This is a genomic window from Bradyrhizobium sp. 40, from assembly GCF_023100925.1.
GTDB lineage: Bacteria > Pseudomonadota > Alphaproteobacteria > Rhizobiales > Xanthobacteraceae > Bradyrhizobium.
The window spans coordinates 4310127-4323339 of record NZ_CP064688.1; the positions used below are offsets into that span (position 1 = coordinate 4310127).

12 protein-coding genes and 1 pseudogene are annotated in these 13213 nt (G+C 64.6%); 4 read left to right on the forward strand and 9 right to left on the reverse strand.

Annotated features, from left to right (window positions below; translation table 11 throughout):
* Positions 1–60: 60 nt before the first annotated feature.
* The 6 genes and pseudogenes from IVB40_RS21080 to IVB40_RS21105 form a co-directional block, all read right to left on the reverse strand.
* Positions 61–540: a MaoC family dehydratase gene (locus IVB40_RS21080; RefSeq protein WP_247816179.1), complete on the reverse strand. Its 480-nt coding sequence runs from the start codon at positions 538–540 to the stop codon at positions 61–63.
* Positions 541–2259, reverse strand: coding sequence for an AMP-binding protein (locus IVB40_RS21085; RefSeq protein WP_247286536.1), 1719 nt, complete (start codon positions 2257–2259; stop codon positions 541–543).
* Positions 2259–3158, reverse strand: a pseudogene (mmsB, locus tag IVB40_RS21090) (3-hydroxyisobutyrate dehydrogenase); the annotation flags it as partial. The pseudogene mmsB and the gene IVB40_RS21085, both read right to left, overlap by 1 nt.
* Positions 3159–3179: 21 nt before the next feature.
* The gene (locus IVB40_RS21095; RefSeq protein WP_247816180.1) at positions 3180–4247 is read right to left on the reverse strand and encodes an enoyl-CoA hydratase/isomerase family protein; all 1068 of its coding nucleotides are present in this window, start codon (positions 4245–4247) and stop codon (positions 3180–3182) included.
* Positions 4244–5389 (reverse strand): isobutyryl-CoA dehydrogenase, encoded by a 1146-nt coding sequence (locus tag IVB40_RS21100; protein WP_247816181.1) that lies wholly within the window; start codon positions 5387–5389, stop codon positions 4244–4246. Before IVB40_RS21100 ends, IVB40_RS21095 begins: the two co-directional genes overlap by 4 nt.
* A gap of 119 nt (positions 5390–5508) precedes the next feature.
* Positions 5509–7005: a CoA-acylating methylmalonate-semialdehyde dehydrogenase gene (locus tag IVB40_RS21105; protein ID WP_247816182.1), complete on the reverse strand. Its 1497-nt coding sequence runs from the start codon at positions 7003–7005 to the stop codon at positions 5509–5511.
* Between the two features lie 101 nt (positions 7006–7106).
* On the opposite strand from IVB40_RS21105, the gene IVB40_RS21110 reads away from it, so the two are divergent.
* Complete coding sequence (locus IVB40_RS21110) at positions 7107–8015, forward strand: LysR family transcriptional regulator (RefSeq protein ID WP_247816183.1); 909 nt, start codon at positions 7107–7109, stop codon at positions 8013–8015.
* A gap of 112 nt (positions 8016–8127) precedes the next feature.
* Here the strand turns inward: IVB40_RS21110 and IVB40_RS21115 are convergent, their stop codons facing one another.
* A complete protein-coding gene (locus IVB40_RS21115) occupies positions 8128–8748 on the reverse strand; it encodes a TetR/AcrR family transcriptional regulator (protein ID WP_247816184.1) in 621 nt (206 codons plus the stop codon).
* A gap of 59 nt (positions 8749–8807) precedes the next feature.
* Complete coding sequence (locus IVB40_RS21120) at positions 8808–9347, reverse strand: PaaI family thioesterase (RefSeq protein ID WP_027569562.1); 540 nt, start codon at positions 9345–9347, stop codon at positions 8808–8810.
* 147 nt (positions 9348–9494) lie between these two features.
* Here IVB40_RS21120 and IVB40_RS21125 point away from each other — a divergent pair, with 147 nt between their 5' ends.
* The 3 genes from IVB40_RS21125 (at position 9495) to IVB40_RS21135 (ending at position 13011) form a co-directional block, all read left to right on the forward strand.
* Positions 9495–10265: an enoyl-CoA hydratase gene (locus IVB40_RS21125; RefSeq protein ID WP_247360497.1), complete on the forward strand. Its 771-nt coding sequence runs from the start codon at positions 9495–9497 to the stop codon at positions 10263–10265.
* Positions 10266–10407: 142 nt separating this feature from the next.
* Entirely contained in the window at positions 10408–11604 is a 1197-nt protein-coding gene (locus IVB40_RS21130; RefSeq protein ID WP_247816185.1) for an acetyl-CoA C-acyltransferase, read from the forward strand.
* Positions 11605–11715: 111 nt separating this feature from the next.
* Positions 11716–13011: an MFS transporter gene (locus IVB40_RS21135; protein WP_027569559.1), complete on the forward strand. Its 1296-nt coding sequence runs from the start codon at positions 11716–11718 to the stop codon at positions 13009–13011.
* Here IVB40_RS21135 and IVB40_RS21140 read toward each other — a convergent pair.
* Positions 13008–13205 carry a hypothetical protein gene (locus IVB40_RS21140; protein ID WP_247360495.1) on the reverse strand — a complete coding sequence of 66 codons (198 nt, stop codon included), beginning with the start codon at positions 13203–13205 and terminating at the stop codon, positions 13008–13010. The two genes, IVB40_RS21135 and IVB40_RS21140, sit on opposite strands and share 4 nt — an antisense overlap.
* Positions 13206–13213 lie beyond the last annotated feature (8 nt).

Consider the following 13213-nt stretch of genomic DNA (forward strand, 5'->3'; position numbering starts at 1 on the left):
TTTGGACAGCTTTTGAGCAGCGATGGGTTGCCGGGTCAAGCCCGGCAACAATTGTTAGCGTCAGGCGAAATAGATCAACCCCAACCAATCAGCGACCAGTGCGGGCTTGTCCTCGCCTTCGATTTCCACGGTGACGTTGGTGCGCGACTGCAATTCATTCGGCTTGCGCAGCTTGGCTTCCGCCAGCACGAAACGGCCGCGAACGCGTTTTCCCGAACGCACCGGCGAGATGAAACGCAACTTGTCGAAACCGTAATTGACCCCTATCGTCGTACCCGCGATGACGGGCATCACCTCGTAGGACATGATCGACAGCAGCGACATCGTGAGGAAGCCGTGCGCGATGGTGGTGCCGAACGTCGTCTCCTTCTTCGCACGCTCCGGGTCGACGTGAATGAACTGGTGATCCTCGATCACGTCGGCATAGGTGTCGATGCGGGGCTGATCGACCAGGTGCCACGACGACACACCGATCTCCTTGCCGACCATGGCTTGATAGGCCTGAAGCGTAATCGGCGGCTTCTTCCAGACTTCGTTCACTTAGGTCTCACTCCGTGTTTTCGGCAGCTCCGGAAAATCCTCTTCGCGGAATTCCCGGCCGCGCAGGGGATCGTTGCGGTCGTCGTCGCGCTCGAGACGTCTGAGCTGAACGCGGCGGATCTTTCCCGAGATCGTCTTCGGCAGCTCCGTGACGATTTCGAGGCGGCGGATGCGCTTGAACGGCGCAAGGCGCGTGTGCAGATGCCTGAAGATGGAGAGCGCGGTTTCCGGCGACCGTTCCGCGCCGGCTGTCAGCAGCACAAAGGCCTTGGGGATCGCGAGCCGGATCGGATCCGGGCTTGGTACCACGGCGGCTTCCGCGACGAGCTCGTGCTCGAGCAACACGCTCTCCAACTCGAACGGGCTGATGCGGTAGTCGGAAGATTTGAACACGTCGTCGGAGCGGCCGACGAAAGTGAGATAGCCATCGTCGTCCTCGAACACGACGTCACCGCTGCGATAGAGCTCGCCTTCGGCGCCGGACAGCTCACCGTTGTCGCCCTGATAGCCCTGCATCAGGCCGGCGGGGCGGTTTTCGCCGAGCACCAGAGCCACCTCGCCCTCCTTGGCCGGATGACCGTCGGCGTCGCTGACCTGCACGCGATAGCCCGGCAGCGGTCGGCCCATCGAGCCGACCTTGATCTTTTGCCCCGGCGAGTTGCCGGCGAGCGCCGTCGTTTCAGTCTGGCCGTACCCGTCGCGGATGGTGAGACCCCAGGCGGCCTGCACCTGATCGATCACTTCCGGATTGAGCGGCTCGCCGGCACCGCAGACCTCGCGCAAGGCCACCTTGAACGACGCCAAGTTCTCCTGGATGAACAGCCGCCAGACCGTCGGCGGCGCGCACAGCGTTGTGACACCGCAGCGGCCGATGGTGGCAAGCAGGCCCTTGGCGTCGAAGCGTGGCTGGTTGACCACAAAGACGGTCGCGCCTGCGTTCCACGGCGCGAAGAAACAGCTCCAGGCGTGCTTGGCCCAGCCGGGCGAAGAGATATTGAGATGGACGTCGCCGGGCTTTAGTCCGATCCAGTACATGGTCGAGAGATGGCCGACGGGGTAACTGCGCTGGCTGTGCCGCACCAGTTTTGGCTTTGCGGTCGTGCCCGAGGTGAAATAGAGCAGCATCGGGTCGTCGGCGTTGGTCGGGCCGTCGGCTGCAAAGCTCTCCGACGCTTCTGCCGCGTCATCATAGGAAAGCCAGCCATCGGAGGCCTCGCCCATGACAATGCGGACGATATTGTCGGCACCAAGACTTGCGAACTTCGCAACCTGGTCCTGCGCTGCCACCACCGCCTTCGCCTTGCCGCGATCGAGCCGGTCGCGGAGCTCGTCGGCGGTGAGCAGCGTCGTCGCGGGAATCACGACGACGCCGAGCTTGATCGCGGCCAGCATCGTCTCCCACAGCGGAACCACATTGCCGAGCAGCAGCAGGAGATGATCGCCGCGCTTGAGGCCCTGCGCGCGGAGGAAGTTCGCGACCTGGTTGGAGCGGCGCGACAGCGCCCCGAACGAGAGCTTGGTCTGCCGGTCCTGCGCGGCATCGACGATCCAGAGCGCAGGACGATCCTTGCTATCCGCATTCGCCGCCAGCTCGGCGTCGAACCAGTCGAGCGCCCAGTTGAAGGGAACAGGATGGGGCCAGCGGAAGCCCTTGACCGCTGTCTCGTAGTCGGTGCGGTTGTGAAGCAGAAACGCGCGCGCTTCCTGAAATGTCGTCATCAAGCTTTCCCGGCCAGCCCCCTAACGTGCTTGATAATTCCGGAAAAATCCACCCCGCCCTGGCCGGCTGCGTCGAATGACTGATAGATCTCCTGCGCATGTTTGCCGAGCGGCGTTGCCGCGCCCGCGGCCTTGGCGGCGTCCTGCGCCAGCGTCAAATCCTTCACCATCAGCGCCGAGGCAAAGCCCGGCTTGTAATCGTTGTTGGCGGGCGAGGTCGGCACCGGCCCGGGCACCGGGCAATAGGTCGTCAGCGACCAGCACTGGCCCGACGAGGTCGAGGCGACGTCGAACAGCGCCTGATGCGAGAGCCCGAGCTTCTCAGCCAGCGCGAACGCCTCGCTCACCGCGATCATGGAAATGCCGAGGATCATGTTGTTGCAGATTTTTGCGGCTTGGCCCGCGCCGGCACCACCGCAATGCACGATCTTCTTGCCCATGTTCTCCAGCACGGGCTTTGCCGCTGCAAACGCCTTGTCCTCGCCGCCACACATGAAGGTGAGCGTCGCACCCTTGGCACCCCCGGTGCCGCCGGAGACCGGCGCATCGACCGAAAGCACGCCGTGCTTGGCCGCGAGCGCATGCGCATGCCGCGCGCTCTCGACGTCGATGGTGGAGGAGTCGATGATCAGCGCGCCCTTGGTCATGACAGGAACGACCTCGCCCCACACGCCGAGCACATGCTTGCCGGCCGGCAGCATGGTGACAACGACATCGGCGTCTTTCACCGCGCCCGCGGCGCTCTCGGCGATGCCGGCACCGTCGGCCTTGGCCTGGTTGCGGGAGGCCTCGGCGAGGTCGAAAGCGACGACCTTGTGGCCGGCCTTGACCAGATTGGCGGCCATGGGGCCGCCCATGTTGCCGAGACCGATGAATGCGATCGTGGCCATCTTGGTTTCCTCCGCTGAACGTTTCGTTGATTAGTTGAACTTCAATTCGTCGGCGCCGATCTCGGCGAGATAGTGCGCAAGCATGTCCGGCGTGACGTCCTCGATCCGCGACGGCGACCAGGTCGGATTGCGGTCCTTGTCGATCACGGCGGCGCGCACGCCTTCGCGAAAGTCGTCGCTGCGGAAGACTTCCAGCGCAGCCCGATATTCGCGCACCAGGCATTCTTCCAGGCTCGACGCGGTGCGCGCGAGCCGCAGCAGCTTGAGCGTCACCACCATGCCGCGCGGCGATTTTTCGTTGAGCGTCTTCAATGTCGCCAGCGCGAACTCGGAACCGTCGCGCTTGAGCGCGGCAAAAATGTCTTCCATGCGGTCGAAGCCGAACAGTGCGTCGATCGCCGGCTCCTTCGCGGCGACCGGCCCAGCGGTCTCCCCGGTCGCGAAGCCGTTGATGAGCTTACTGACATCGGCCGCTGTGACGCCTTGGCGAACCTTGGTCAGCGCTTCCCGCAATTCCGGCCACTTGGCTGCCGGTACCACTGCATCGGCAAACCTGGCGTGGATCGCATCGGGGCCGTTCATGGTCTGGCCGGTCAGGCCGAAATAAATGCCGATCTCGCCCGGCGAGCGTGACAACAGCCAGGTGCCGCCGACGTCAGGGAAGAAGCCAAGCCCGACCTCGGGCATCGCGAGCCTGGTGCGATCGGTCACGATTCGATGGCTCGCATGTGCCGAAAGCCCGACGCCGCCGCCCATCACGATGCCGTCCATGAAGGCGACATAGGGTTTTGGGAATTTCTTGATCCGCGCGTTGAGGATGTACTCTTCCCGCCACAGGATCTTGCCGAGATCGCCGTCGATCTTCGAACTCTCCCAGAGCGCACGGATGTCGCCGCCGGCACACAGGCCGCGCTCGCCGGCACCTTCCAGCACGATCACGGCAACGGCTGGATCGGTCTGAAAACGGTCGAGCGCCCTGTCGATGTCGCGAAACATCTCCAGCGTGACGGCGTTGATCGCCTTCGGGCGGTTGAGCCTGATAATGCCGGCCGAGCCCTCGACCCGTGCGACCAGATCGCCCTCCTCCACTCCACTCATCGCGCGCCCTCGATCAATTTGCGCGCCACGATCAGCCGCATGATTTCATTGGTGCCTTCGAGAATCTGGTGCACGCGCAAATCTCGCACAATCTTCTCGATGCCGTATTCGCTGAGATAGCCGTAGCCGCCATGAAGCTGGAGCGCCTGGTTGGCGACCTCGAAGCCGGCATCGGTGCCAAAGCGTTTGGCCATCGCGCAGAGCATCGTGGCGTCGGGATCCTTGCGGTCCAGCGCCGCCGCTGCGCGCCACAGGAACGTACGCGCGGCCTCGAGCTCGATCGCCATGTCGGCGAGACGGAACTGCAATGCCTGGAATTCGTCGAGGCGTTTTCCAAAAGCCTTGCGCTCTTTCATGTAGGAACGCGCCTTGTCGAGCGCGGTCTGCGCGCCGCCGAGCGAGCACGCCGTGATGTTGAGACGCCCGCCGTCGAGGCCCGCCATTGCGATCTTGAAACCGACGCCCTCCTCGCTCAGCCGGTTGGCGACCGGCACGCGGGCGTTCTCGAAGATCACGGCGCGGGTCGGCTGCGCGTTCCAGCCCATCTTGCGCTCGTTGGCGCCGAACGAGACGCCCGGCGTCTTGCCGTCGATCACGAGAGTCGAGATGCCGCCGGGACCGTCGCCACCGGTGCGGACCATCGCGACCAGCAGATCGGTCCCGCCGGCGCCGGAGATGAACTGCTTCTGGCCATTGAGCACGTAATGGTCGCCGTCGTGCACGGCGCGGGTGCGGAGCGCTGCCGCGTCCGAGCCGGCGCCGGGCTCGGTGAGACAGTAGCTCGCGATCAGCTCCATGGTGCAGAGCTTGGGCAGCCATGTGTGGCGCTGGATGTCGCTGCCGTAGGCATCGATCATCCAGGACGCCATGTTGTGGATGGAGATGAAGGCCGAGGTGGTCGGACAGCCCGTTGCCAGCGCCTCGAAGATCAGCGCGGCATCGAACCGCGACATCGCGGAACCGCCGACATCGTCGCGGATATAGATGCCGCCCATGCCGAGTGTGGCGGCCTCGCGCATCACCTCGACGGGAAAGTGCTTCTCCTCGTCCCAGCGCAGCGCGTGCGGCGCGATCTTTTCCGCCGCAAACGCCAACGCCATCTCGCGAACCGCGATCTGATCCTCGTTCAGAGCGAACTGCATGTTGGGCTGCTCACTGTTCTCGGCATTGCGAGGAGCGAAGCGACGAAGCAATCCAGTGGGTCCGAGGAGAAAGTCTGGATTGCTTCGCTACGCTCGCAATGACGGGCTGGGCTACAGCCTTACTTCATCAGCGGGATCGAGAACTCCGCGCCTTCCTTGACGCCGGACGGCCAGCGCGAGGTCACCGTCTTGGTCTTGGTGTAGAAGCGCACCGAATCCGGGCCGTGCTGGTTGAGATCGCCGAAGCCCGACTTCTTCCAGCCGCCGAAGGTGTAATAGGCGATCGGCACCGGGATCGGCACGTTGATGCCGACCATGCCGACATTGACCTTGGCCGCGAAGTCGCGCGCGGCATCGCCGTCGCGGGTGAAGATCGCAACGCCGTTGCCGTAATCATGCTCCGACGGCAGCGCCAGCGCTTCCTTGTAATCGTGCGCGCGCACGACCGAGAGCACGGGACCAAAAATCTCTTCCTTGTAGATCCGCATGTCCTTCGTGACGTTGTCGAACAGCGAACCGCCGAGATAGAAGCCGTTCTCGTAGCCCTGCATCTTGAAGCCGCGGCCGTCGACGGCAAGCGTCGCGCCTTCCTTGATGCCGATGTCGATATAGCCCTTGACCTTCTCGACCGCCTCGCGCGTCACCAGCGGACCGTAATCGGCGGACGGATCGATCGAGGTGCCGATCTTGAGCGACTCGACGCGCGGGATCAGCTTTTCCATCAAGCGGTCGGCAGTGGACTTGCCGACGGGGACCGCGACGGACACCGCCATGCAGCGTTCGCCGGCCGAACCGTAGCCGGCGCCGATCAGGGCGTCGACCGCCTGGTCCATGTCGGCGTCGGGCATGATGATGGCGTGGTTCTTGGCGCCGCCAAAACACTGGCAGCGCTTGCCGGTTTGGGCTGCGCGCTCGTAGATGTATTGCGCGATCGGAGTGGAGCCGACGAAGCCGACGGCCTTGATATCGGGATCGTCGAGGATGGCGTCGACCGCTTCCTTGTCGCCGTTGACGACGTTGAGGATGCCGGCCGGCAGGCCCGCCTCGATCATCAGCTCCGCGAGCATCATCGGCACGCCGGGATCGCGCTCCGACGGCTTCAGGATGAAGGCGTTGCCGCAGGCAATCGCAGGCGCGAACTTCCACATCGGGATCATCGCCGGGAAATTGAACGGCGTGATGCCGGCGACGACGCCGAGCGCCTGGCGCATGGAGTAGATGTCGATGCCGGGACCGGCGCCTTCGGTGTATTCGCCCTTCATCAGATGCGGGATGCCGCAGGCAAATTCCGCGACTTCGAGGCCGCGCTGGATGTCGCCCTTGGCGTCAGGAACGGTCTTGCCATGCTCGCGGGCGAGCAACTCGGCGAGCTTGTCGTAGTCGCGCTGCACCAGCTCGACGAACTTCATCATGACGCGGGCGCGGCGCTGCGGGTTGGTCGCGGCCCATTCCGGCTGCGCGGAGCGGGCGTTCTCGACGGCGGCGCGGACCTCGGCCTTGGACGCCAGCGCCACCTTGGCCTGGACGTCACCCGTCATCGGCTCGAAAACGTCGGCGGTGCGGCCCGAGGTGCCCTTGACCTCCTTGCCACCAATGAAATGTCCGACTGAACGCATGGAATGGTCTCCTTAAGGCGAGCTTGAACGCTTTGACAAATCCTATCGACCTGCATTTTATAGGATTCAAGTCTGAGATAATGCACCATAGATGTGCGAAAATGCTGGATCAAGGCGCTATCGACTGGGACGACTTCCGCTTCGTGCTGGCCATCGTGCGGGGCGGCTCGGTTTCGGCTGCGGGAAAACAGCTCGGCGTCGACCATGCTACCGTCATCCGCCGCGTCGACCGGCTGGAGAAGCACCTCTCGGCCAAGCTGTTTGACCGGCGCAAGACCGGCTACCTGCTGACAGAGGCCGGCCAGCGCGTCGCCGACAGCGCGGAAGCCATGGAATCGACCATCGTCGCCAACCAGGAGCAGGTCGGTGGCTCCGTGGCGCGGCTGACCGGCACGGTGCGGATCGGCGCGCCAGACGGATTTGGCACCGCCTTCCTGGCGCCCCGGCTCGCTCAGTTCGCCGACCGGTATCCCGATCTCGATTTGCAACTGGTGGCCACCGCGCGGCTGTTCAGCCTCTCCAAGCGCGAGGCCGATATCGCGATCAGCCTGACCATGCCGAAGGAAGGCCGCATCGTCGGCCGCAAACTGCTCGACTACCGCCTCGGACTCTATGCCGCGCCCGCCTATCTCGACCGCTTCCCGAAAATCACCTCGCGCGAGGTGCTGCCGCAGCATCGCTTCGTCGGCTATATCGAGGAGCTCTTGTTCACGCCCGAGCTCGACTATCTGCCGCAGGTGTCGCCGAAGGTCTCCGCACGCTTGCGCAGCGCCAATCTGATCGCACAACTCAATGCCACGCTCGCCGGCTTCGGTATCGCCGTCCTGCCGCACTTCATGGCGGCCGACTATCCGCAGCTGCTTGCGGTGCTGGCGGAAGAGGTCTCGATCACCCGCACCTTCTGGATGCTGATGCACGCCGACAGCAAGGACCTCGCACGCATCCGCGCGGTGGCCGATTATATTTCCGAGATTGTGGAGCGCGAGCGGGCGCTGTTTGCGGGAAGGTAAGGACGGTCTCGTAGGGTGGGCAAAGCCGCCCTAGCGCCGTGCCCACCATGTCTCCACACTCGCGGTTGGATGGTGGGCACGCTTCGCTTTTGCCCCCCTACGGCACCTCGGCCTAACTCTGCTTCGGCTTCTTCGCCGCCGTTACCTTCAGCTCACGCCGCGCGCCATCGAGCGCACTGTCCTTGCCCGTCTTCAACACCTCGTCCGACAGCTCGCTCGAGCCGGCAATGCGCGCGAGCAGCATGGTGCCGGCCATGGTCGCCAGCGTCGCGATCGCCTGCTTGCGCGCGGCCTTGCGCGGCAGATTCGGGATGAAGTCCGTGATCATCTCGATCATCTCGTCGAGCTTGCCCGCAAAGGCCTTTCGTGTCTTCGGGCTCTCCCGGGCGATCTCGGCGCCGAGCGCGGGAATCGAGCAACCGTGACCGGGGTTGTCGCGATGCACCGTCGAGAGATAGGTCTCCACGATCTGGGGGAGCTGCTTCTCCGGCGCGACCTGATCAGATTGCTTGCGCCAGTGCTCCATCGAGCGATCCATGGCATAGTCGAACGCCTCGATCACGAGCGCCTCGCGGGAATCGAAATGGGCGTAGAAGCCGCCATGGGTCAGGCCCGCCTCCTTCATGAGGTCGGCGACGCCGATGCCGTGGGCGCCCTTTTCGCGCAGCCGCACGGAGGCCTTCTTCACGATGCGGTCGTGGGTTTCCTGCTTGTGTTCCCGGGAATAGCGCATGCGGATCTCATTGAATGTCGGAAGTCATCTAATAACACGGATATCGGCCGGACGGCGCATTAATTCCCGGTAAAATTGTTGCCGATCATGGAAAAGGTCGCCGTTGCGTGCACCGCAAGCGCCCCCTGACCGTCTCGGACGAAACCCTCGGTGTAGCTGGTCTGGCGTCCCAGCTTGATCACCTTGCCCTCGGCGGCGATCAGCCCGGACCGGACCGAGAGCGGACGCAGGAAGGTCATTTTCAGATCGAGGGTGACGGAGCCCTGCCCGGGCTCCAGCCTGGTCGAGATCGCACACCCCATCGCGGTGTCGAGCAGCGCGGCGGCTGTAGCCCCGTGCAGGAGGCCTATGGTGTTTTCGAGATCCTCGCGCGGCTCGAGTTCCATGACGATCCGGCCCGGCTCGACCACGGCCATGACGAAGCCGATCAGCTTGGCAAAGGGGGGCGGCGGTAACCGTCCGTCGCGGATACCCAGCATCGCATCCATGCCTGACAGGCCCATCGCCACTTTCGCGACCGGCGCAGGCACCTGCCACTCCACCACCCGCTCGCGCCGGCCCGCAGGCGAAAACAGGTCGAGTTGATCGTTGCTGGTCATCGCGGCCTCTTGGTATGATTTCCATCATACTATTCTGCGGACTTCGCGCTGGCAACTCCGTCCCGCCCGCTTGACAAGCAAGGCGTTTCGGCCCGGAAGTGATCCCGACAGGCGTATTCGCGCGTCCACGAACTCAGAGATCCCCTCATGGAAATGCTCAACCACCACTGCGGCGTGACGCGCGATGCGCGCGGCGTCGTTCATGTCGCGATCTGCAATGCCGGCTCGCTGAACATTTTGGGCTCGCCCGTCACCGATGCGGTTCGCGAAGGCTTGCAGCAGCTCTCGTCCGACCGCAGCATCCGGGTTGTGGTGCTGCGCGGCCAGAGCGAGAAGAGCATGATCGGTGGCGCCGACATCAAGGAGATGGCCAGGCTCGACCAGAAGTCCGCCGAAGCCTTCATCAGCCGCCTGCGCGACCTCTGCGAGGCCGTGCGCGCCTTCCCGGCTCCCATGATCGCGCGCATGCCCGGCTGGTGCCTCGGCGGCGGGCTCGAAGTCGCTGCCGCCTGCGACTTCCGGATTGCAGCCCATGATGCGCATTTCGGCATGCCGGAGGTGCGCGTCGGCATTCCCTCAGTGATCCATGCCGCGCTGCTGCCGCGTCTGATCGGCTGGGCCCGCGCGCGCTGGCTGGTGATGACCGCTGAGAACATCGACGCGTCGACGGCGCTGGCCTGGGGGCTGGTCGACAAGGTCGCGCCGGAAGGCGGGCTCGATGCCGAGGTCGAGCACCTTGTGCAGGCGCTGCTCGAATGCGGCCCCGAGGCGCTGCGCTCGCAGAAAGCACTGCTGCGGCAATGGGAGGAACTGCCGCTGACGGAGTCGGTGAATTTGAGCGTGAAGGTGTTCGGCGAGTCGTTCCTGACGGACGAGCCGACGCGGCTGATGGGCGCGTTTGTGAATCGGAAGCGGTAGGCGCTCTCAACCTTTTCCGTTCGCACGACCAAATCTCATGCGAACCACAAGATTTTCTCATGCCGGACGCAGTTGCATTTTTTGCGCCGCATCATATGATGGTCATAATCTTATATGTCCGACATCGTAGGGAGTCTCCCCCATGGCCGAGGCCGCCGATCCCGTCGTCATCGTCTCCGCCGTCCGTAGCCCGCTCGGGCGCTTCATGGGCGAACTGTCGCCGCTTCCCGCACACAAGCTCGGTTCGCACGTGATCGGCGCGGCACTCGAGCGTGCCAAGCTTGCGCCGGAGAAGGTCGACGAGGTCTTCATGGGCTGCGTCCTTCCCGCGGGCCAGGGCCAGGCACCGGCGCGCCAGGCTGCGCGTGCGGCCGGCCTGGCCGACGCCACAGGGGCGACCACTGTGAACAAAGTCTGCGGCTCCGGCATGAAAGCGACCATGCTGGCGCACGACATCATTCGCGCCGGCTCGGCCGAGATCGTCGTCTCCGGCGGCATGGAGAGCATGAGCAACGCGCCGTATCTGCTCGCCAAGGCGCGTGGCGGCTATCGCGCCGGCCACGACCGCATCATCGACCACATGATGATGGACGGCCTTGAAGACGCCTACGAGACCGGCCGCTCCATGGGCGATTTCGGCGAGGCCACCGCCGAAGCCTATCAGTTCACCCGCAAGGACCAGGACGCCTATGCGATGGAAACGTTGAGCCGCGCGCGCAAGGCGGTCGAGGGCGGCGCGTTCAAGGCCGAGATCGCGCCGATCACGCTGAGCGAGAGGGCAGGCCCCCGCATCGTTGCCAATGACGAGCATCCGCTCAAGGTCGATCCCGCAAAGATCCCCGGGCTGAAGCCGGCGTTCCGCGCCAACGGCACCATCACGCCGGCGGCCTCCTCCGCCAACGCCGACGGCGCCGCTGCGCTGGTGCTGACGAAGCGCTCACTCGCCGATCGCAACGGCCTGCCGGCTCTCGCCGTGATCAAGGGCCACGCCACCCACAGCCAGGAGCCGCAATGGTTCACCACGGCCCCGATCCCGGCGATCCGCAAGCTCTTGGACAAAGTCGGCTGGAGCGCCGACGACGTCGACCTGTTCGAGATCAACGAAGCCTTCGCCGTGGTGGCGATGGCGGCGCAGCGCGATCTCGGCATTCCCCGCGAGAAGCTCAACATCAACGGCGGCGCGTGCGCGCTCGGCCATCCCATCGGTGCCACCGGCGCACGGCTGATCGTGACGCTGCTGCATGCGCTCGAGGCGCGAAACCTCAAGCGCGGTGTCGCGGCGCTCTGCATCGGCGGCGGCGAAGCCACAGCGATCGCGGTGGAACGCTTGACGCACTGAGGTGAAAGTCCGGAAATGAGGGAACTCCGTCATTTCAGACAGACGCGTCTCGTGTCATTCTGCAAACTTGCGCAGGTGTTTCAAATCCTGCCTACTCAAGATTGAGGCCCAATGATCTCGAACTGGCTCGCGGCAACACTCGGCCGCCGCAATATCCACTATGGCTGGGTGATGGTCGGCGTGACCTTCCTCACCGCGCTGATCAGCGCCGGCACGGTCGGCGCGCCCGGCGTGTTCATCGTTCCGCTTCAGAAGGAATTCGGCTGGAGCACGGCGGAGATCTCCTCCGCGCTGTCAATCCGCTTCATCCTGTTCGGGCTGATGGCGCCGTTTGCGGCAGCCCTGCTCAACCGCTACGGCCTGCGCAACGTCACGCTGACCGCGCAGCTCATCGTGGTCTCGGCGCTGGTGCTCTCGCTCGGCATGACAGAGGTCTGGCAGCTCGTCGCGCTGTGGGGCGTCGTGATCGGGATCGGCACCGGCATGACTGCGCTGGTGCTGGGCGCCACCATCGCGACGCGCTGGTTCGCAGCGCGGCGCGGCCTCGTCGTCGGCATCATGACCGCGAGCGTCGCCACCGGCCAGCTCGTGTTCCTGCCGCTGCTGGCAAGCCTCACCGAACGTTTCGGCTGGCGGCTTGCGCTCGGCTTCGTCTGCATCGCGCTTGGTGTTTCCGCCCTCGCGGTCCTGCTCGCGATGCGCGACCGTCCGAGCGATTTGGGCCTGCGCCCGTTCGGCGACGAAGGCACCACACCCCTGCCCGCCCCGCCCGTCAGCCATGGCTCGATCACCGGCGTGGCACTCGGCACGCTGCGCGACGCCTCCAAGAGCAGCGCGTTCTGGGTCCTGTTTGCGACGTTCTTCGTCTGCGGCGCATCCACCAATGGCCTCGTGCAGGTGCATCTGATTCCGATGTGCCTCGATTTCGGCATCCCGCAGGTGCAGGCCGCGGGCTTGCTGGCAGCCATGGGCATCTTCGACTTCTTCGGCACCATCATGTCTGGCTGGCTGTCGGACCGCTACGACAACCGCTATTTGCTGTTCTGGTATTACGGCCTGCGCGGGCTCTCGCTGATCTTCCTCCCCTTCAGCGATTTCTCGTTCTATGGGCTCTCGATTTTCGCGATGTTCTACGGGCTCGACTGGATCGCAACCGTGCCGCCCACGGTGCGCCTCACCGCGCAGAAATTCGGACCCGAGCGCGCCAATCTGGTGTTCGGCTGGATCTTTGCCGGCCACCAGCTCGGCGCGGGCACCGCCGCCTTCGGCGCCGGTTTCTCGCGGACGGTCTATCAGAGCTACCTGCCCGCCTTCTTCATCGCCGGCGCGCTCTGCGTGTTCGCCGCGCTGATCGTGCTGACGTTGTCGCGACAACCGAAGCCAAAGCCGCAAGCCGCGATGGCTTAGTATCTGATGGTGCCGGTGACGCCGTAGAGTGCGGCGTCACCGATCCGCCCGACACGAGGCGGGTCGTTCGGGTTCGGGATGCCGCTCGATTGCGGAAGACGTACCTGAAATAAAACGCGACCAGCCGTCGCAGATCGAAAAATCAGCAAGGCGAACCTGCCGTAGCCGTCGACAGACGCCTTGCGGATGTTCATGCGTCGCA

What these genes read in the sequence shown, in the direction of transcription:
- IVB40_RS21140 (WP_247360495.1), bottom strand. Translation starts at nt 13,205, where the DNA reads ATGAACATCCGCAAGGCGTCTGTCGACGGCTACGGCAGGTTCGCCTTG.
- IVB40_RS21110 (WP_247816183.1), top strand. Translation starts at nt 7,107, where the DNA reads ATGCTGGATCAAGGCGCTATCGACTGGGACGACTTCCGCTTCGTGCTG.
- IVB40_RS21105 (WP_247816182.1), bottom strand. Translation starts at nt 7,005, where the DNA reads ATGCGTTCAGTCGGACATTTCATTGGTGGCAAGGAGGTCAAGGGCACC.
- IVB40_RS21120 (WP_027569562.1), bottom strand. Translation starts at nt 9,347, where the DNA reads ATGACCAGCAACGATCAACTCGACCTGTTTTCGCCTGCGGGCCGGCGC.
- IVB40_RS21095 (WP_247816180.1), bottom strand. Translation starts at nt 4,247, where the DNA reads ATGAGTGGAGTGGAGGAGGGCGATCTGGTCGCACGGGTCGAGGGCTCG.
- IVB40_RS21135 (WP_027569559.1), top strand. Translation starts at nt 11,716, where the DNA reads ATGATCTCGAACTGGCTCGCGGCAACACTCGGCCGCCGCAATATCCAC.
- IVB40_RS21115 (WP_247816184.1), bottom strand. Translation starts at nt 8,748, where the DNA reads ATGCGCTATTCCCGGGAACACAAGCAGGAAACCCACGACCGCATCGTG.
- IVB40_RS21085 (WP_247286536.1), bottom strand. Translation starts at nt 2,259, where the DNA reads ATGACGACATTTCAGGAAGCGCGCGCGTTTCTGCTTCACAACCGCACC.
- IVB40_RS21125 (WP_247360497.1), top strand. Translation starts at nt 9,495, where the DNA reads ATGGAAATGCTCAACCACCACTGCGGCGTGACGCGCGATGCGCGCGGC.
- IVB40_RS21130 (WP_247816185.1), top strand. Translation starts at nt 10,408, where the DNA reads ATGGCCGAGGCCGCCGATCCCGTCGTCATCGTCTCCGCCGTCCGTAGC.
- IVB40_RS21100 (WP_247816181.1), bottom strand. Translation starts at nt 5,389, where the DNA reads ATGCAGTTCGCTCTGAACGAGGATCAGATCGCGGTTCGCGAGATGGCG.